At 71.5% G+C, this 17,068-nt stretch carries 16 protein-coding genes; 7 read left to right on the top strand and 9 right to left on the bottom strand.

Going from position 1 to position 17,068, the window contains the following annotated elements; genetic code table 11:
• Positions 1 to 7 precede the first annotated feature (7 nt).
• Genes ACFE71_RS08595 through ACFE71_RS08585 form a run of 3 tightly spaced genes read right to left on the bottom strand, consistent with a single transcriptional unit; the run spans position 8 to position 3,671 of the window.
• A complete protein-coding gene (locus tag ACFE71_RS08595; protein WP_375428388.1) occupies positions 8 to 1,144 on the bottom strand; it encodes a hypothetical protein in 1,137 nt (378 codons plus the stop codon).
• Positions 1,141 to 2,469, bottom strand: a complete 1,329-nt coding sequence (locus tag ACFE71_RS08590; RefSeq protein WP_375428387.1) for a glycosyltransferase family 4 protein — start codon at positions 2,467 to 2,469, stop codon at positions 1,141 to 1,143. Before ACFE71_RS08590 ends, ACFE71_RS08595 begins: the two co-directional genes overlap by 4 nt.
• 35 nt (positions 2,470 to 2,504) lie before the next feature.
• Positions 2,505 to 3,671 carry a glycosyltransferase family 4 protein gene (locus tag ACFE71_RS08585; RefSeq protein WP_375428386.1) on the bottom strand — a complete coding sequence of 389 codons (1,167 nt, stop codon included), beginning with the start codon at positions 3,669 to 3,671 and terminating at the stop codon, positions 2,505 to 2,507.
• 53 nt (positions 3,672 to 3,724) lie between these two features.
• Between ACFE71_RS08585 and ACFE71_RS08580 the strand changes: the two genes are divergently transcribed.
• From ACFE71_RS08580 to ACFE71_RS08555, 6 genes are all read left to right on the top strand, one after another.
• Entirely contained in the window at positions 3,725 to 4,387 is a 663-nt protein-coding gene (locus ACFE71_RS08580) for an ABC transporter ATP-binding protein (RefSeq protein WP_375428385.1), read from the top strand.
• A 67-nt stretch (positions 4,388 to 4,454) separates the two neighbouring features.
• Complete coding sequence (locus tag ACFE71_RS08575) at positions 4,455 to 5,618, top strand: polysaccharide biosynthesis/export family protein (protein WP_375428384.1); 1,164 nt, start codon at positions 4,455 to 4,457, stop codon at positions 5,616 to 5,618.
• A gap of 147 nt (positions 5,619 to 5,765) precedes the next feature.
• On the top strand, positions 5,766 to 6,302 hold the full coding sequence (locus ACFE71_RS08570) for a BTAD domain-containing putative transcriptional regulator (protein WP_375428383.1): 537 nt from the start codon (positions 5,766 to 5,768) through the stop codon (positions 6,300 to 6,302).
• A gap of 25 nt (positions 6,303 to 6,327) precedes the next feature.
• Positions 6,328 to 7,659, top strand: coding sequence for a glycosyltransferase family 4 protein (locus ACFE71_RS08565; protein ID WP_375428382.1), 1,332 nt, complete (start codon positions 6,328 to 6,330; stop codon positions 7,657 to 7,659).
• Positions 7,617 to 8,354, top strand: coding sequence for a hypothetical protein (locus tag ACFE71_RS08560; RefSeq protein WP_375428381.1), 738 nt, complete (start codon positions 7,617 to 7,619; stop codon positions 8,352 to 8,354). Before ACFE71_RS08565 ends, ACFE71_RS08560 begins: the two co-directional genes overlap by 43 nt.
• Positions 8,355 to 8,356: 2 nt before the next feature.
• Positions 8,357 to 10,075 carry a glycosyltransferase gene (locus ACFE71_RS08555; RefSeq protein WP_375428380.1) on the top strand — a complete coding sequence of 573 codons (1,719 nt, stop codon included), beginning with the start codon at positions 8,357 to 8,359 and terminating at the stop codon, positions 10,073 to 10,075.
• Here the strand turns inward: ACFE71_RS08555 and ACFE71_RS08550 are convergent.
• The 3 genes from ACFE71_RS08550 to ACFE71_RS08540 are packed head-to-tail and all read right to left on the bottom strand — an operon-like array spanning position 10,024 to position 13,457.
• Complete coding sequence (locus ACFE71_RS08550; protein WP_375428379.1) at positions 10,024 to 11,193, bottom strand: lipopolysaccharide biosynthesis protein; 1,170 nt, start codon at positions 11,191 to 11,193, stop codon at positions 10,024 to 10,026. The two genes, ACFE71_RS08555 and ACFE71_RS08550, sit on opposite strands and share 52 nt — an antisense overlap.
• 58 nt (positions 11,194 to 11,251) lie before the next feature.
• Positions 11,252 to 12,061, bottom strand: a complete 810-nt coding sequence (locus ACFE71_RS08545) for an ABC transporter permease (RefSeq protein WP_375428378.1) — start codon at positions 12,059 to 12,061, stop codon at positions 11,252 to 11,254.
• A gap of 43 nt (positions 12,062 to 12,104) precedes the next feature.
• A complete protein-coding gene (locus tag ACFE71_RS08540; protein ID WP_375428377.1) occupies positions 12,105 to 13,457 on the bottom strand; it encodes an SAM-dependent methyltransferase in 1,353 nt (450 codons plus the stop codon).
• A 101-nt stretch (positions 13,458 to 13,558) separates the two neighbouring features.
• Here ACFE71_RS08540 and ACFE71_RS08535 point away from each other — a divergent pair, with 101 nt between their 5' ends.
• Positions 13,559 to 14,101, top strand: coding sequence for a hypothetical protein (locus ACFE71_RS08535; protein WP_375428376.1), 543 nt, complete (start codon positions 13,559 to 13,561; stop codon positions 14,099 to 14,101).
• On the opposite strand, the gene ACFE71_RS08530 is transcribed toward ACFE71_RS08535, so the two are convergent.
• The 3 genes from ACFE71_RS08530 to ACFE71_RS08520 all read right to left on the bottom strand — a co-directional run.
• On the bottom strand, positions 14,098 to 15,315 hold the full coding sequence (locus ACFE71_RS08530) for a glycosyltransferase family 4 protein (RefSeq protein WP_375428375.1): 1,218 nt from the start codon (positions 15,313 to 15,315) through the stop codon (positions 14,098 to 14,100). The two genes, ACFE71_RS08535 and ACFE71_RS08530, sit on opposite strands and share 4 nt — an antisense overlap.
• Positions 15,297 to 16,529 carry a capsule biosynthesis protein gene (locus ACFE71_RS08525; RefSeq protein WP_375428374.1) on the bottom strand — a complete coding sequence of 411 codons (1,233 nt, stop codon included), beginning with the start codon at positions 16,527 to 16,529 and terminating at the stop codon, positions 15,297 to 15,299. Before ACFE71_RS08525 ends, ACFE71_RS08530 begins: the two co-directional genes overlap by 19 nt.
• A gap of 76 nt (positions 16,530 to 16,605) precedes the next feature.
• On the bottom strand, positions 16,606 to 17,068 hold a 463-nt coding region (locus ACFE71_RS08520), incomplete at its 5' end, for a hypothetical protein (protein WP_375428373.1).

Below are 17,068 nucleotides of genomic sequence, written 5' to 3'. Positions count from 1 at the left end.
GCCTCGTTCAGAGCGGGGAACGGGCGCGACGCACCATCAGCCCGAACGGGGCGACGCCCGTCCCGCCCAGCGCGACCGCGCGGCCGGTCTTGAACCGCGCGACCTCGTGCCGACGCGAGATCAGCGTCAAGGCGAGCCGCTCCAGGTCGGCGCGGCGGAACGCGCCGTCGATCCCGGGCTCCACCTCGAGCGGAAGCAGGTGGATCGCGAGCCCGCCGGGACGAAGTCGGCCCAGCGACGCCTTGACCGACGTGATCATGTCCCCGATCGCGCCGCCGTCGCGCAGGCCCGCCATCCCGCATAGGTAGTCGGCATCGGCCGCACCGGCGTCCGCCGCCAACGCCTCGGCGATGTCGTGGCCGCGCGCCCGCAGCGCGGCGGCGAGCGCGCGGTCGCCGCCGAGCAGCAGCCCGCGCGCACCCGGCTCCAGCATCGCATAGACCCGCAAAGTCTGCAGCGTGTATACGGTCGGCCAGCGCGCGGGATCGGGGGATGCCTCCAGTCTTAGCGCCCGGCACCACTCCGCCCAGACCGGCTCGCGCATCTGCCGTGCGGTGCAGGGCTGCGACACCGGCGCGGCGAGCGACGGCGGCTCGGCGGAGAGCAGGTGCGCGACCGGGCGCAGCGCGTCGCTGCCGAAGCGTGTGCCGTCGATATCCTCGGGTGCCATATCGGCGAGCTCGGCCGGATCGGCGGGCCGGTCGAGCGTCACCTCCAGGCAGGCCGCCCGGGCGTCGGTGTCGTCGGGCACCTGGCCCATCACGGCGAAGGTGAAGCCGCGGAATCCCTCAAACCCGATCTCGGCCTCGCCGCCGTTCTGAACGAGGCGGTTGAGCTGGATGCGCGCGCTGTTGACCAGCCGCGCCGCCGCGCTCGGCTCGTCGGGCAGCATGTGGATGCGCAGCACCAGCACGCCGCGCCGCGCGCTGAGGCCCTGAAAGCGGATCCGGAAGCGCGCCGGCCCCCGCGCCGCCGCGACATAGGGGGTGTGGAAGGCGTAGATGGGATCATGGCCGGGCACGTTTCCGCCGAGCCCGCCGATGCGGCTGGCCAGGCCGCGGTGAAAGCCGAACGGGTCGAGCGCTAGCTCGCCGACCGCCCCCGCCTCTATCGCCCCCGCCTCGATCCGACCCGGCCCGCTCACGCCGCCTCCGCGCTTCCGTCCACGACCCGCCGGTACATGGCCTCCAGCCGCGCCAGGTACTTGGCTTGCGAGAACCGCTCGGCGCGCGCCGGACCCGCCCGCGCCAATCGGTCGCGCAGGGCCGCGTCCCCGTCGAGCATTCGGAGCCCGTCGGCGATCGAGCCGACGTCATACGGATCGACGATCACCGCTGCGTCGCCCGCGATTTCGGGCATCGAGCTCGTGTCAGACGTGAGCACCGGCGTGCCGAGCTGCATCGCTTCCAGCACGGGCAGCCCGAACCCTTCATACAGCGACGGAAACGCGACCGCGCGCGCCGACCGGACGAGCTTGAGGAGCAGCGCGCGGGGAAGATAGTCGAGCCGCACGACATGGCCGCGTCCGCTCCGCTCGCGCAACGTCTCGGCCTGCGACAGCAGGTGCAGCTCGCCCTCGCTCTGCCAGGCGCGCGCGCCGACGATCACCAGCGGCGTGTCGGTGCCAAGGCCCAGATAGGCCTCGATCAACCGACCGATGTTCTTTTTGGGCTCGATCGCGCCGAAGAACAGGAAATAGCCTTGCGGCGCGAGGCCGAACACGCCCCTGACCGCCTCGGCGGAGGCTTCGTCGGTCTCGGCGAGCACGGCGGCGGGCGTCGGAGACGCCTGGTGGCAGTTGGTCACCTTGTCCGGCTTTATCCCCAGCAGCTCCGTTATGTCGCGTCGGCTCGCCTCCGACACGGTGCAGACATGCGATCCGCGGGCGGCGCACCGCGCCACCAGCCGAGCGTACAGCGCCTTGGCATCGAGCGTCGTATAGGGGAGGCGCATCGGCACTAGGTCGTGCAGCGTGTAGATGTTGCGCGCGCCTGCGAGCGTCACGGGGACGGGGTAGGTCCAATGCATCACGTCGGGCGGGTCGGCCATGCTCACCGTGACGAAGCGGCCGTGGAGCCCGAAATGGCGGTGGGCGAGGTCGTAGAGGCGGGGACTGCTGACCACCCTGTCGAAGCGGGGGAGGCGATCGGCGAAGGCGGCGACCTCGACCCGGCCCGTCAGGGGAACGTCCACGGCCGCCGCCGCCGCCCACGGGTTAAGCGCCCGGCGCTGCAGCGCGCGGCGCTCGCGGCGCTGCAGCTGCTGCGTCTTGTCGGTCGGCTCGCCCCGGCCGACCTGGTCGAAGAACGCGACCTCGCGGGCGGCCGGCTCGTCCCCGACATCAAGGCCGAACACGCCGCAGGTTGCGTGCCCGCCCGCCGCCAGCGTCCGGGCGAGCGTCAGCCCATAGGTCGCGACCCCCGTTCCCGCCGGCATGGCCAGATTATACCCGTCGATTCCGATCCGCACGCGCCCGCATCGCTCCATCGCGAAAGACCGGCGGACTAGGCGCGATCGGGCCCTTGGGCAAACACAGTCGCATAAAGCGCGCCGAGCTGGCGCGCGAACGCCTCGGGCGAGAAGCGCCGCGCCCGCTCCGCCCCGCGCGCCGCCAGCCGTGCGCACGAGGCGTCGTCGGTCGCCAGCTCCGCGATCCCGCGCGCGATCATCCCCTCGTCTTCCGGATCGACGAGTAGCGCGGCGGCGCCCGCCGTCTCGGCGAGCGCGCCCCGGGCCGATGTCAACACAGGGACGCCCAGCGCCATCGCCTCTGCGACCGGTAGCCCGAAGCCCTCGGCGAGCGACGGCATCAACAACGCGCGCGCGCCCGCGATCAGCGCGGACATCGCATCGCGGTCGACCGATGCCACCCGCCGCACGCCGGGCGTCTCCGCTATCAGCGCCGCCGACGCATCCGCCCGCCAGCCGTCCGGCCCCGCCACCACCAGCGGCATCCCCGTCCCGCTCGCGCGGTAGGCGCGCAGCAGCCGCGCGACGTTCTTGCGCGGCTCCACCGTCCCGCACACCAGGAGATAGCCGTCCCGCGCGAGCCCGAACGGCGCGTCGCGCGCCCGTCCGACCGCGACGTCGACCGGCTGGGAGCAGTCGACCACGAGCGCCGGATCGCAACCGAGCGCTTGCACGATGTCCCCGCGCGCCGCCGCCGATACCGTGACGATGCGGTCGGCCGTCACCAGGATGCGCCGCAGCACGCGTTCGTGGCGGTCGCGCCCGATCTGCGTCAGTTCGGGATGCAGCAGCGGGATCGCATCGTGCACCGTATACAGGTTGCGCCAGCCCGCAAGCCGGAGCGGCACCGGATAGCTCCAATGGATCAGCCCCGCCGGACCGGGCACCCGTACGGACAGCAGACGGCGATGGAGCGTGAAATGAATGTGCGCCGTCTGGAAGAGGTCGGCGACCGCCCACCCCGCCGCGTCCGGACGCGCGCGCGCGCCGAGCGGAAGCGCCGCGCGAAGCGCGCGGCCGTAGGCGGCGGCCGGTCCGGTCGAGGGCGGACTCGACAACAGCCCCGCCGTCGGGTCGATCGACCGCTGCGCCGCCCGCAGCGAGCGCGCGTAGGTCGCCACCCCGGTTACGCCCGCGGCTCCGTCCGTCCCGAGCATGCGGGCGTCCATCAGGAGCGGGCGGTTGCGCGAAACGATGGTCATGGCCTATCTTCGGGCTTGGCGACTGACGCCGGAAAGCGGGGCGCGAGGGCCGGATGATCCGTTTCGAGAACGTATCCAAGACGTACAGGCTCCGCAAATTCGAGCGGCTCGTCTTCTCCGACCTGAACTTCACGATCGAGCGCGGCGAGAGCATCGGCATCTGCGGCGCGAACGGCGCGGGCAAGTCGACGCTGATGCGGATGCTGGCGGGCGTCGAGCATCCCACGGGCGGCCGGATCACCCGCACCATGTCGACCTCCTGGCCGATCGGCTACGCCAGCTGCTTCCAGGCGAGCCTGACGGGCGCGGACAATGCGCGCTTCATAGCGCGCATTTACGACCAGCCGGAAAAGCACGTGGTCGATTACGTCGAGGACTTCGCGCAGCTCGGCCCCTATCTCCACCAGCCGGTACAGACCTATTCGGCGGGCATGGGCGCGCGCCTGGCGTTCGGGATCTCCCTGGCGATCGATTTCGAATGCTACCTGGTGGACGAGATCACCGGCGCCGGCGACGAGCGTTTCCGCATCCGCTGCGAGGAGGCGCTGCTCCACCGGCGTGATAACGCGACTCTGATCATGGTGTCGCACGATCCGGGTACGCTGAAGCAGTATTGCCGTCGAGGCGCGGTCGTTTATGGCGGGACGCTGGTGTTCTTCGACACGATCGACGAGGCCAACGAGGTCCATCACCGGCTGCAGATGCTCGCCGCCTGAGCCCCCGCCTCCGGATCCGTGTCCTCCAGCTTTCCGTCCTCCGCCCCTTCTAGGCCGCATTCCCGCCATGTCCATTGGATCGCGTTCCGCCCCGCCGCTCCTCCTAGCCGCCGCATCGGCTTGCCTGCTCGGCGCGTGCGCGTCGCTGCCGTCGAGCGGGCCGACCGCCAACCAGATCGTCCGCGGCGCGCGCGCCGACGCCACCGCCGCGCGGATCGTCGACCTCGACGCGCAGGCGATGGTGGACGCGGTCGCCGTGGAGGCGGCGGCCGACGCGCGCAACCCGACGCTGGCGTCGCTCGCGGTCGACGGCCGGGGCGGCCTGATCGGCGTGGGCGACGTGCTCGAGATCAGGGTCTATGAGGTCGGCGTCAGCCTGTTCGGCGGCGCGCGCATGACGGGCGAGCTGTTCGACCCGTCGGCGCGCGCCGAGATCTTCCCCGCGGTCGTGGTCGACGCGGGCGGCACGATCAAGCTGCCCTTCACCGAACAGCTGCAAGTCGCCGGACGCACCCCGCGCGAAGTCCAGTCGCTCGTCGAGCGCGCGTACCGGGGCAAGTCGCAGCTGCCCCAGGTGCTGGTGGCGGTGCGCGAAAATCTGAGCGAGACGGTGTTCGTGTCGGGCGACGTCCGCCGGTCGGGGCGGATCGCGCTGACGTTGCAACAGGAACGGTTGCTGGACGCGGTCGCGACGGCGGGCGGTACCGTGTCGCGGACGCAGGACATGGTGGTCCGCTTCACGCGCGCCGGCCGCACGGTGGAGGAGCGGCTGGACCGCATCTTCGCGGGGGCGCCCGACGACCTGGTGCTGGTCGCCGGCGACCGCATCCAGCTGATCCAGCAGCCGCAGAGCTATGTGGTGCTGGGCGCCAGCAACCGCGTCTCGCAGGTCGGGTTCGACCAGTCGGACGTGACGCTGGCGGAGGCGATCGCGCGGGCGGGCGGCCCCAACGACAACACCGCCGATCCGCGCTCGGTGTTCTTATTCCGCTATGCCGCGTCGGAGGCGGGCGCGACGCCCGTTCCGGGCGCGGCGGCGGACACGCCCACAATCTACCGCGTCGACCTTCTACGGCCCGCCAGCTATTTCCTCGCCCAGCGTTTCCCGATGCGCAACCGGGACGTGCTTTATGTCAGCAACGCGCCGATCAACCGGACCGCCAAGGCGGTCGGCATCCTGAACCAGCTCTTCTCGCCCTTCGTCACCGCGCGGGCGATCTCCGGCCAGTGACGGCGACCGTCGGCGGGATGCGGACTCGAAGCGCCGTCGCGCGCCGACTGCGATTGCCAACGCCGCAGGCTTTGGATAGCGCGCAGGCGACGGCGTGGCGGACGTCGGCCCGCGATCCGGTCGGGCTCGCTTGGACGGAGAGCGAACATGGTTGACGGTTGGCAGGCGACGACGGCCAGGCTGCGCGGGCTACTGGCGTCGAGCCTGCGCGACCGGGGCGACGCGGCGCGCGACCGGGGCGATTGGCTCGGCGCGGTCGAATCTTACCAGGCGCATCTGGACCAGCATCCCGAAGACGGTGCGATCTGGGTCCAGCTCGGGCATGCGAGTAAGGAGGACGGGGATCTCGAGGGGGCCCTGGCCGCCTATCGCCGTGCTGAGGCCGAACTCGGCGACGACGCCGACCTGCAGCTGAATATCGGGCACCTGTTCAAGCGCATGGGGCGGATCGGTCCGGCGCTCGCGGCTTATCGCCGCTCGGCCGAGCTGGCGCCGGGGCTGTTCGCGGGCGAGGCGCTGACCCAGGTCGAGCGCATCGACGGCCGGTTCCGGTGGCGTACGGACCCGGAACGGGGAGCGCGCGTTCCCAGCGACTTCGCGTCGTTGCTGGAAGTGATGGATGTCGCCCAAGCGGGCACCGCGGGACCGTTCCGGTCTTATTTCCGCTCCTTCGAGATGCGCTGACCGTCGAAGTTCCGGAGTTCCACGCTTGGCCCGCATCCTCATCGACTGCACCCTCATCGATTTCGGCCGGCAACCGACCGGCATTCCTCGGGTCGTGCTTCGATATATCGAGGAAGGATATCGCTGGGCGGAGGCCACCGGGCACGAGGTGATCCCGGTCGTGCCGACCGCGAACGGCGTCTGGCTTTGCCGGCCCGTTCCGGGCGAGGACCCGCCCGCCGCGCTGGTCGCGGCGGCGGCGGCGTCGACCGCCTTCGATAAGGATGCCAAGCGCAAGCGCGGGCACGCGGGCGACCCGCCGCACCTGATCCGGCCGGGCGCGGGGGACGTCCTATTCTGCCCGTCCTACTGGCACGACAACGATCCGCAGCTCTACCGGGATATAAAGGCGTCCGGGTGCAAGGTGGTGGTCCTCGTCCACGACGTCCTGCCGATCGCGTGGAAGCAATTCTACAACGCGCCGTGGCGTTATGGCTTCGCGGCCGCGGTTCTTCAGGCGATCGGCTATGCGAATCGCCTGCTCTGCGTGTCGAACGTCACCAAGACCGATCTCGAGGCGTTCGCGGCGCGGCGCGGCCTACCATTGCCGCCGACGGCCGTCGCCCATAACGGCTTTCAGCCGCTGGTGTCGACGGCCGTCGCGGCGCGCATTCTCGAAAACCGCCTCGGGCTACACACGAGCGACGCGGCGGCGCGGCGGGCGCTCGCCGGGGCCGGGCCCGCGCCGCTGCTGATGGTCGGCTCCGTCGAGCCTAAGAAAGGCCACATGCCGGTCGTCCGGTGCCTGGAGGCGATGTGGGCGGCGGGCTACCCGCGCGACCTCGTCATCATCGGCCGTCCTGGCTGGATGGAGAAGGAGATCGTCGATCACATCGACTCGTCGCCCTTCAAGGAGACGAAGCTCTTCTGGTTGAGCGGCCTCGACGATTTCGATCTCGCCTATGCTTATCTCCGATCGCACGCGCTCGTCTTCGCGTCGATCGCCGAGGGATTCGGGTTACCGATGATCGAGGCGGCGATGTCGGGCAGGCCGGTCGTGGTGCTCGACACGCCGATCGCGCGCGAGGTGCTGGGCGGGCACGGAGCGTATTTCGAGGACGCCGCCGCGCTGGTCCGCGCGCTGCTCCGCCTGGAGGACGCGGACGTCTACGCCGCCGCCCGCGACGAGCTCGCGACCTTTGCTTGGCCGGCCTGGAGCAGGCTGGTGCCCGCGTTGTTCGACGATCTGATCGGCTTGCCTGTCGCGCTCGCGGATGCGACGGGGCGGGACGGCCGCGCGGACCTGACCGCCCCCGCGCATAACAGGGAAGTTTCGTGGACGTACAGCAAGCCATCCGGTCGTCGCTCTCGCAATTGACCCCCATGCGGGTCAACGGCACCGCCAAGCTGCGCGTCGGCGGCGCGGGCGACGGCGGATATGTGATGATCGACGACATCGCGCCCGGCCCGGTCTGCTACTCGATCGGCGTCGGCCCGGACGTCTCCTGGGACATCGACATGGCCGCGAACCGCGGGGCGACCATTCACCAGTACGACCACACGGTTGACGCGCCTCCGTCGAGGCACCCGCTGTTCCGTTTCAACCGGATCGGCCTGGGCGATACCGACGACTGGCCGGAGCTCCGCCGCCTCGACACGCTGATCCGGGAGAACGGCGACGCCGACCGGTCCGACCTGATCCTGAAGTGCGATATCGAGGGTGCGGAATGGCAGGCGCTGGCCTGTCTCGACGAGGGATACCTCGCTCGGTTCGACCAGGTCGTGATGGAGCTTCACTGGCTCGATCACCTGCACGATGACGGATTCCGGCGGACCTGGGCGCGCGTCATCGGCGGCCTCTACGCGACGCACCAGTGCTTCCACATCCACGGCAACAACTACGGCGATCTGGCGATCGTGTGCGGCGTACCCGTCCCGCAGGTGGTGGAGGTCTCGTTCGCGCGCCGGAGCGGGCGCTCGTTCAGCATCTCGGACGAGTTGTCGCCGGGGCCGCTCGACGTCCGCAACCGGGCGGATGCGCCCGACCTCTTCCTGGGAAGCTTCCGCTTCTGAAGATGGGGGCGCTCGGGCGCTGGCGGGTGCGCCGGCTGATCCGCCTGGGCGACGAGGCCCGAGACCGCGACTTGGCGGCGGCCGCGTGGGCATATGGGCGGGCGCTGCGGATCGACCCGTCGCTTGATCATATCTGGATCCAGCTGGGGCACGCGTTGTCCGGTGGCGGGCATGGGCGGCGAGCGGTCGTCGCCTACGCGCACGCGGCGCGCCTGCGGCGGGAGCGGAGCGAGCCGCTGTTGCTGCTCGGCGAAGCCGCCAAAGCGCTGCGTCGCGGCGACCTGGCGGCCCGGCTGCACCTGACGGCGATGACGCGCCCGGATTTTGATCCGGCGCAGCGACACTTGTTCGTCAACGTGTCGGTGGCCGGCGAGCAGGTAAGCGCGCTGACCGCCGCGAAGCTGGGCCGTTCCTTCGATTGGGAGGCGATCGCGGATGAACTGTCACGCGGGGACGAGGAGCCTGCTACAACGGAAGGTCCGCGGCTGGTCCTCGACGTGAGCGACCTGGTCGAGCACCTCGCCCGCTTCGAAACGGTGAGCGGCATCCAGCGCGTCCAGGCGAGCGTCGCCGCCGCGCTGGACGGGGTGACGGGGGCCGGCGGATGGGTGCCTTGGGTCTACGCGCCGCGCCGCGGGCAATGGGTTGAACTGGAGCGGGACGAACTGGCGTCGCTCGTCGGGTTTGCGGCGGGGACCGGGTCGGCCGACGCGGCGAACATCCGCTCCGACCTGTTCGGTGCGCTCAGCGTCCGGCGCGCGGCGTGCGCGGTGGCGGGCTCGACGCTCGTCAACCTCGGAGCGTCCTGGTTCCAGGACGGCTATTTCGAGGCGATCGCCGCGCTCAAGCGATCCTGCGGGATCGCCTTCATGCCCTTCATCCACGACGTGATTCCGCTGGTCGAGCCCGCCATGTCGGACGAGCGCACCGGGGCGGCGTTCGCGCGGTGGATCGCCGGAATCGCGGCGGTCGCCGACCGCTGCTTCGCGAACTCGTCCAACACCAGGGCGGACCTCGTTCGCGTTTCGGCCGCCACGGCCGCCGTGATCCCTGCGGACCGGATCGAGGTCGTACGCCTGGACGCGACGTTCGGCGAGGTCGCAGCGCCGGGCGGCCGCCGGGCGGCCGCAGACCCCGGCTTCGCGCTGATGGTCTCGACGTTCGAGGACCGGAAGAATCACCGTCTCGCGTTCGCGGCCTGGAGCCGTCTGGCGCAGGGGCATGGGCGCGGAACCCCCCGCCTCGTCTGCGTCGGCCGGACCACCGATCGGGCGGAGGCGATCCTGGCCGATCTGCGCGGCCGTCCCGGGCTCGCGGAGCTGGTGACGGTACGCCATGACGTCGCCGACGGCGAGCTGGAGGCGCTCTACCGGGATTGCCTGTTCACGGTCTATCCCAGCGCCTACGAAGGTTGGGGCCTGCCGGTGACGGAGTCGCTCGCGCATGGGCGGGTGCCCGTCGTCGCCGCCAACAGCGCGCTAACGGAGGCGGGCGGGGAGCTGGCCTCGTACTTCGAGACCGGCTCGGCCGAGGCGCTGACGGCGGCGGTCGAGCGCGCCGCGTTCGACGACGCCTGGCGTACGGGCCGCGAGGCGCTGATCGCCCGGACGTTTCGGGCGCGGCGATGGACGGACATCGCCGCGCAGATCGCGCGCGCGTGCGACCTCCCTCAGGCGGCGTGTTCGCGGACGCCCGCGACAAGCAACCAGCCGATCGAATAGATCAGCAACAGCGCGACCAGCGCAGTCCCGAACATGCGCCAGCGTTGGGGATAGAGCGACTTGACGGGCATGTTGGGCTCCACCACCCGCACCACATAGAGCTGCTGGCGGAGCGCCTGCTCGCGCGCGCGCTGGACCGCGGTGGCGGCGGCGTCGTAGCGCTTGGCCAGGAACTGCTGGCGCAGCTTCAGCTCCTCGTAATCGCCGATGTCCGCCGCGATCGCCGAGCGCGAGCCGGTGAGCCGACCCGACTGCTGCGCCACCTGCGCGCCGAGCGCGGCGACCCGCGCCGCGACCGCCCGGTATTGCGGGCTCGACGGGCTGATCAGCCCATTCATGGACGCGAGTTGCGCGCGCGCGCCCGCCAATTGCCCGGTCAGCGTGGCGACCAGGCCGATCTGCGCCTCTCCCGACGCCTGCGGGTCGATATCGCCGCGCGTCTGGCGGAAGGCGGTGGTCCGCACCTGGTTGCGCGCGAGCTCATCCTCCGCCTCGCCCAGCTGGCGGCGCGCGGTCGCCAGCGCGTCGCCGTAGCTGCGGGCGTTGAGTTCGTTCACGCGCTTCTCGCCCAGGCGGAGGAGGTCGCGCACGAGCTCGAAGGAGTCGGCGGGCCGGAAGCTGCGCACGGCCAGCGTGGTTAGGCCCGTCTCCGTATTATAGTCTACGTCCACCTGCCGCCGGTAATAACGCAGCAGCCGTTCGGGCGTCGGGTCCGCTTCGCGCAGGCGGCTCAGGAAATCCACGTCCGCGCGCGCGAAACGCTCCACCAGGCGGCTGCTCCGCCGCAGCTCGCGCACCCCGTCGTGCGACGTGAGGTAGTCGGCGATGCTCATCGCGTCACCCTGCGCGGAGCTCAGGCCCGTGACGCTGCTAAGCGCCTGGCTGACGCCGATGCCGGGCGTCGGCTGCGGATCGGCGGTGCGCACCAGGAAATGCGCCTCGCTGTAATACTGGTCGGACGCGAACCCGAACAGATAGCCGGCGAGCAGCGCCGCGGGCAACAGCACCACCAGGATGAAGAACCGGCTCCGCCGCAGCCGGCGGCCGAGCCGCCGGACCGGCGACGGCCGCTCGGGCGCGTCGGGGACGTTGGGCTCGATGATGCCGTACATGTTCATGGCGTAAACCCGTTGATGGCGAGAACCCCGTCGCGCGGACGCCCCAGGTTCGGGTTGGTCAGTTCAGGTGGATTTTGGACCGGTAGACCCTGAGCGTCAGCAGCCCGGCCCAGGTGAGGACGGCGCAGGACCCGACGATATAGAGCGGATCGAAATATCGCAACGTCGCGCTTTCGAACTGGCCGTAGCGCGCGAGCTCGAAGATATGCGGCAGCGGTATCCACAGCAGCCAGTGGCGGTACGGGCCGGGAATCCATTCCACCTGATAAAAGGACGCCGACAGCGGGATCATGAAATAGGAATAGGGATGGACTAGCCGTTCGACCGTGCGGTTGTTGTACGAAGCGGCGGTGATGATCAGGGAATGCGCCCAGGAATACCAGAACATGAGCGCCAACGCCCCGGCGAGACAAAGCGGGCGCGCGGGCGGCTCCGCCAGCCCCAGCCCGACGACCAGCGTCATCAGCACCGAAAAGGCGAGGAAAGTCCCCGCCGCCTCCAGCAGCGCGCGCGCGGTGGTGATGTCGAACACCGTGACCATGCGGTGGTACAGCAGCGGCGCGTTCGCCTCGAGCGCGCCGCTCGACCGGTTGACGATGCCGCGGAACATGATGAAGATCGTGTAGCCGAGCACGGTGAAGGGCAGCGGCTTGATATCCGACCCGTATTCGGTCGGACCCGAATGGTGAAGCAGCGCCATGATGCCCGCCAGGATCAACGGCTCGCCGATCAGCCACAGATAGCCGACATTCTCGCGGCCGTAGCGTGTGTGGAGCTCGCGCAGCAGCAGCGCGGCGATCACCCGCTTCTGCTTGCGCAGGCCGCCGATGAGCGACGGCGCGCGCGGTCGGGGGATGATGTACGCCATGCGGTCGGGCTCGTGTCGGGATGGGGCGGCTCGGGTCCGGCCCCTACCGGTCCGCCGCCTCGCTGGAAAGGGCGGGCGGGTCCGCATGGCCGCCCGCGCGGACGATGATGCCGAACGAGGTGGTCGCATACCCGCCCAACGCCAGCTTGAGGTGCGGATCGCCGTAGGGAGGCATGTCGAGATGGCGGTCGACGGGCTCGCCCCCGGGATCGAGCTTGATGGGCGCGACGTCGTGGCCCGCGGCGATCAGGCGGAGCGCCAGCCGCTCCAGGTCGCGGCGGCGGAACAGCACGGTGCCCGCGCCGTCCAGCGTGCGGTCGTTCGATGACAGGTTGAACTCCGTGGTGTGGACGGCGACGCCGCCGGGCCGCAGGCACGCGACCGAGTCCTCGACGAACCGCAAGCCCGCCTCGATCGATCCCAGATGCTCCAACGCGCATGACGACCAGGTGAAATCGAAATTCCTCAGGTCGGGCGGGATGCTGCGCATGTCGGCGGGCCGGAACCGCACCAGCCGATCCAACACGGCATCGTCGCACAGGTCGGGCCGGCGCAGCTGGTCGAGCCCGTCCACATGCTGTCCCGTGTCGCGCCAGATGGCGGCGTCGGCGGCGTCCGCCTGCAGGTCGGTCGCGACCGATGCGACTCCCATCGCGGCCATGGCGGCGGGCAGCGGCTCGTGGCCGACGCCGAACCCCAACCCGCGCATGCCGGGCCGCAGCAGGCCGTGACGCCCAAGCGCCTGGAGGATGAACAGGAACTCCCACTGCTTGCGGTGGAGGCTCCGGTCCTCGCGCAGCCGGTCGCGCCAGGCGAGATAGGCGGGCTCGTCGAACTGGGCGGCGGTGCACATCTGCGACACGGGGTCCGCGAAAACGGCGGGCGCGGTCGAATGCAGCGCCGCGATCGGATCGTCCGGCTCCACGACGAACAACGACGGGTCGGGCGCGAGGTGCGAGCGGCCTTCGGGCAGGAGCGCGAGGTCCAGCGCGTCCGCCCGCGCCGCCGCACCGCGCGACAGCCGCGCCAGCACGGCGTAGCCCGCGCCGGGCAGCCCCATGCACCGGACCGCGAACCGGCCCTCCTTGCGCGTCAGGTGACGCAGGTCCAGGCGCAGCCGGGCGACGACGCGCGGCGGCGCGGTGCCGCCGGGAACCTCCATGTGGACGAGGACGATGATCGTCCCTCCGCGTGCCTCCAGGCCGCGCAAGCGCCCCTCGAACCGCAGCTCGGACGATGGGGCGGCGAGATAGGGCGTATGGAAGACGTAGGCGGGATCGGTCGGTCGGTCGCCTCCGCGCAGCCCCGCCACGCCGCTCGCGGCCTCGGGATCGAAGCCGAACGGGTCCAGCGGGATCGGCAGACGGTCGCCGGGTCGTTCGCGTGCGGCGGACATATTAGCTTCGCGCTCGCCCGGGTTTCATGCGGCTGCTAGCTAGAGAGCCGCCCGGAGCGAGGCAAGCCTACTCCCCCCAACCCCTTGGAACCGTGCCCGCCTTGCCCGAAGACTCGACTCCCGACGTGATCCCGATCAGCCGCGAAACCGCGCGGTTCCACCTGTCGCGCCTCGAGTTGGGCGAGGCCTCCCACCGCGCCCGCCTGCGGGCCGACGGCGCGGCGGCGGCGTCGGGCGCGCTCCGCTGGGGGCCGGACGGTTCCGCGCCGTGGCGGCTCGGACGACGGCGGCGGCTCGCCCGGTCGGGGCTGTTCCTGGGCCGCTGGTACGCCGCCGGGCAGGGCATCCGCCCGGGCGATGCGTCGCGTCATTTCCTAGCGGTCGGCATCCCCGCCGATCATGCGCCCAACCCGTTCTTCGACTCCGCCTGGTACCGCCGCGCGCATCTGGACGGTGCTCCGGACGAAGCGCCGATCGCGCATTACCTGCGGATCGGCGCGGCGAACGCGCTGGCGACCGGCCCGCTGTTCGATCCGATCGCCTACCTGGCGCATAATCCCGATCTAGCGGGCGAACCCGACCTGCTCGCGCACCTGCTGCGGCGTGGCTTACGCGAGGGGCGACGCTTCCTCCCCGTAGACTAGGCGATCCGGTCGGCGAGGCCCAGCACGGCGTCCAGGTGGTCCCCCCAGCCCGGCGGTGTCCAGCCCGCCAGCCGTTCCAGCTGCGCCGCCCGCTCCGCGCTCCGGGGGCCCGTCATGTCCAGCACCGCGCGCATCCAGGCAGGCCCGTCCAGCGGGTCGAGATGGAGCGGCACGCCGCCGCCCGCTTCCCGGAGCGCGGGCAGGTCGCTGCAGATCACGGGAACACCGAGCGCCAGCGCCTCGGGCACCGGCATCCCGAACCCTTCGGCAAAGGACGGTAGCAGCACGGCGCGCGCGCCCGCGACGAGCCGCCTGACCTCGCGGTCGGGCAGGTGGGCATGCTCCTCGACGCAGCCGGCCAGCGCGGGCGACCGTTCGAGCAGGTCGACGACCTGCTCGTTCTCCCACCCGCGGCGGCCGAGGATCAGGAGCCTGGGGGTCGCGGCCGCACCCAGCTCTTCGGCCATCCGCCGCCAGGCATGGAGCAGCAGCAGGTGGTTCTTGCGCGGCTCGATCGTCCCCAGGCACACGAAATAGGGCCGCCCCCCGGACGCCGCCGGCGCGACCGGCGGCGGACGCTCGGTCCCGAGCAGCGCGACCGCCGACGCCGGCCGGCGCCCCGCCTCCACCAGATATGGCGCGAACGCCGCCCAGGTCGCCGCCGAGTTGGCGACCACACCGTCCGCGAGCGCCGCGACCGTGCGCACCCGCGCGAGATGCGTCGCCAGGCCGCCGGGGCGCGCATATTCGGGAAATTGGATGGGGATCAGGTCGTGCAGCAGCACAAGGTACCGCGCCTGCTCCCGCGCCAGGATCCGCCGGACGACGCCCGGCCGGTCGAGATGGTGCGGCGAGCTCTGGACCAGCACGCGCGCCCCCCCCCCGCGCGGCACGGGCCGCGGCCGGGTCAACGCCAGCGCGGCCGCCACCGCCGCGCCGTTCGGGCGGCCGGCCGCCGACGCGCCCTCCCACCGCCGCTCGGTCTCCGCCAGGAACCGCTCCGCCGAGACGCGCGGGATGCGGCCATAGCCCAGCACGGGATGGAGCGCGCCGAAGGCCAGCCGGTCGGGCACGCGCCGCAACAGGCCGGCGGCGTAGGCCATCTCGACGCGATCGACGCCCGTCGGCGTCGCATGGCGGAGGCGCGACACCAGCCGCGACAGGTCGAGCACGATCTCGGGTCCCGCCGTCCGGGTCACGGCTCGGCCTCGCATCCGGCGAGCAGGCGATCCGCCGCCGCCGCCAGCATCCTGTCGGACAGATCGCCCAGGAACGCGCCGCGGATCAGGCAGCGGTCGGCGAGCACGCGCGAGAAGGCGTCGAACAACGCGGGGTCGGGCGGCGTCGGTGCGCTCCAGAACGCATCCAGCGACCGCCGGTCGGTTAGCTTATCGATGTCGTACACCGCGCGGCCGAGCACGGCGACGGGCTTGCCCGCCGCCAGCGCCGTGGTGCCGCTAGTGCTGTTCACCGTCACCATGCCGCGCGACGCCTCCACCAGCGCCTGCAGGTCGCCGTGTTCGACGAACAGCAACCGTCCGTCGAGCTCGAACTCGTCCGCGAATGCCTCGAACACCGGACGCCACCTGATCAGCCCGCTATCGAGCGGATGCTCTTTGACGACCAGTACCAGATCGGCGGGCGCGTGGGCGCGGAAACTCTCCAACACGAACCGCGCCGCCGCCCGCGTCCCGCCGAAGGGCGAATGCGCCCGCATCTGGTAATCGCTGTCAAGCTGGAGCGGAAACAGCATGAACGGGCGGTCCGCCAGCCGCTCGAACGCGCGCGCGCTGTCCGCCCGCTCGGCATGCGCGCGGCGGAACTTGGCGAGATAGCTCAGCCCCTCCCAGATCGGGTGGCGCACCCGGTGATCGGGGCCGAACGGAAAGCCCCAGCGCCTGAGCGTCGTCTGCGCGTAATAGAAGAACGCGCCCCAGCGCCGGGCTGCCGCATGGGGCGGTATCGTCGGGGCGGGCGGCGGCGGCGGCAGCGCCGCGGCCCGCGCGCGGAACCAGGCGGGATCGGCCGGCATGGTCGATCGGCCGTTGACGCCGTCGCGCTCCAGCGTGATCCAGTCGGGGCGCAGGTACCCTTCCTCGAACACGTGCACGCGCGCGCCCGCCGCGCGCGCCGCAGCGATGGCGACCTCGTGATAGGGGCGGCAGTCGCCATGGACGACGAGGTCGGTAATCCGCTCCCGGGCGAGGAACGCCCGCACGTAGCCGGGCCACCCGGCGGCCGTGCCCCGGTAGCAGCACTGGCCCGGCCAGGTGGCCTGATCCCCGCCCGTCAAGTTGATGCGCCGCACCCTCGCCCCGCGCGCCGCGAGCACCGCGCCCAGCCGGGGAAAGAAGAAACCGTGCGGGCCTTGCAGGAACAGGAAGCCGGGCGTCACCGGTCTGTCGGTCGTTTCCACGTTGATCGACAAGCAGTTACCCTTCGGCCCGCCGCGCCGAAAGCGCGCAAACGCCGCCCAAGTCAACTCGCGCGCGGTGCGACCGCCGCTACAGCCGGACCGTCCGCACCGCGCGCGGATCGGCGAGTGCCAGCAGGAACCCGGTCACGCCCGGCAGGACCGAGGGCAGCATCATAAGCACCGCCTGCATCGGCACGGACGCGGCGCCCGTTCCGGCCGCCGCCATCGCCGTGATCAGGATCCACCAGGACAGATGCCCCGCATAGGCGCGGATCGACCACAGCGTCCCGCGCGACCGGCCCGCCGCGAAGGCGAGGAGCGTCGCCGGGCCGGTCGCGACCGCATAGGTCCACAAATGGAGGAGCGCAGGTGACGCCGCCGCTCGCTCGATCGACCGGAAGACGGCCAGCTGGCCCGCCGTCAGCACCAGCATGGGCAGCAGCCCGAACGCCGCCGCGCACAGCCGCGCCGCGCCGCGGTCGCCGCGGACCAGGAGCAGGCGGGCGAGCGGCGCCAGTGGCTCGGCCGCCAGGTACGAGGCGGCCAGCGCC

It is taken from the genome of uncultured Sphingomonas sp., from assembly GCF_964237155.1.
In the GTDB taxonomy this organism is placed as follows: Bacteria; Pseudomonadota; Alphaproteobacteria; order Sphingomonadales; family Sphingomonadaceae; genus Sphingomonas.
This window is presented reverse-complemented; position numbering and strand designations above follow the sequence as displayed.

Bases quoted from the DNA above. Each gene is read 5' to 3' on its own strand.
- ACFE71_RS08585 (WP_375428386.1), bottom strand. From the start codon at position 3,671: ATGACCATCGTTTCGCGCAACCGCCCGCTCCTGATGGACGCCCGCATG.
- ACFE71_RS08580 (WP_375428385.1), top strand. From the start codon at position 3,725: ATGATCCGTTTCGAGAACGTATCCAAGACGTACAGGCTCCGCAAATTC.
- ACFE71_RS08575 (WP_375428384.1), top strand. From the start codon at position 4,455: ATGTCCATTGGATCGCGTTCCGCCCCGCCGCTCCTCCTAGCCGCCGCA.
- ACFE71_RS08570 (WP_375428383.1), top strand. From the start codon at position 5,766: ATGGTTGACGGTTGGCAGGCGACGACGGCCAGGCTGCGCGGGCTACTG.
- ACFE71_RS08555 (WP_375428380.1), top strand. From the start codon at position 8,357: ATGGGGGCGCTCGGGCGCTGGCGGGTGCGCCGGCTGATCCGCCTGGGC.
- ACFE71_RS08550 (WP_375428379.1), bottom strand. From the start codon at position 11,193: ATGAACATGTACGGCATCATCGAGCCCAACGTCCCCGACGCGCCCGAG.
- ACFE71_RS08545 (WP_375428378.1), bottom strand. From the start codon at position 12,061: ATGGCGTACATCATCCCCCGACCGCGCGCGCCGTCGCTCATCGGCGGC.
- ACFE71_RS08540 (WP_375428377.1), bottom strand. From the start codon at position 13,457: ATGTCCGCCGCACGCGAACGACCCGGCGACCGTCTGCCGATCCCGCTG.
- ACFE71_RS08530 (WP_375428375.1), bottom strand. From the start codon at position 15,315: ATGCGAGGCCGAGCCGTGACCCGGACGGCGGGACCCGAGATCGTGCTC.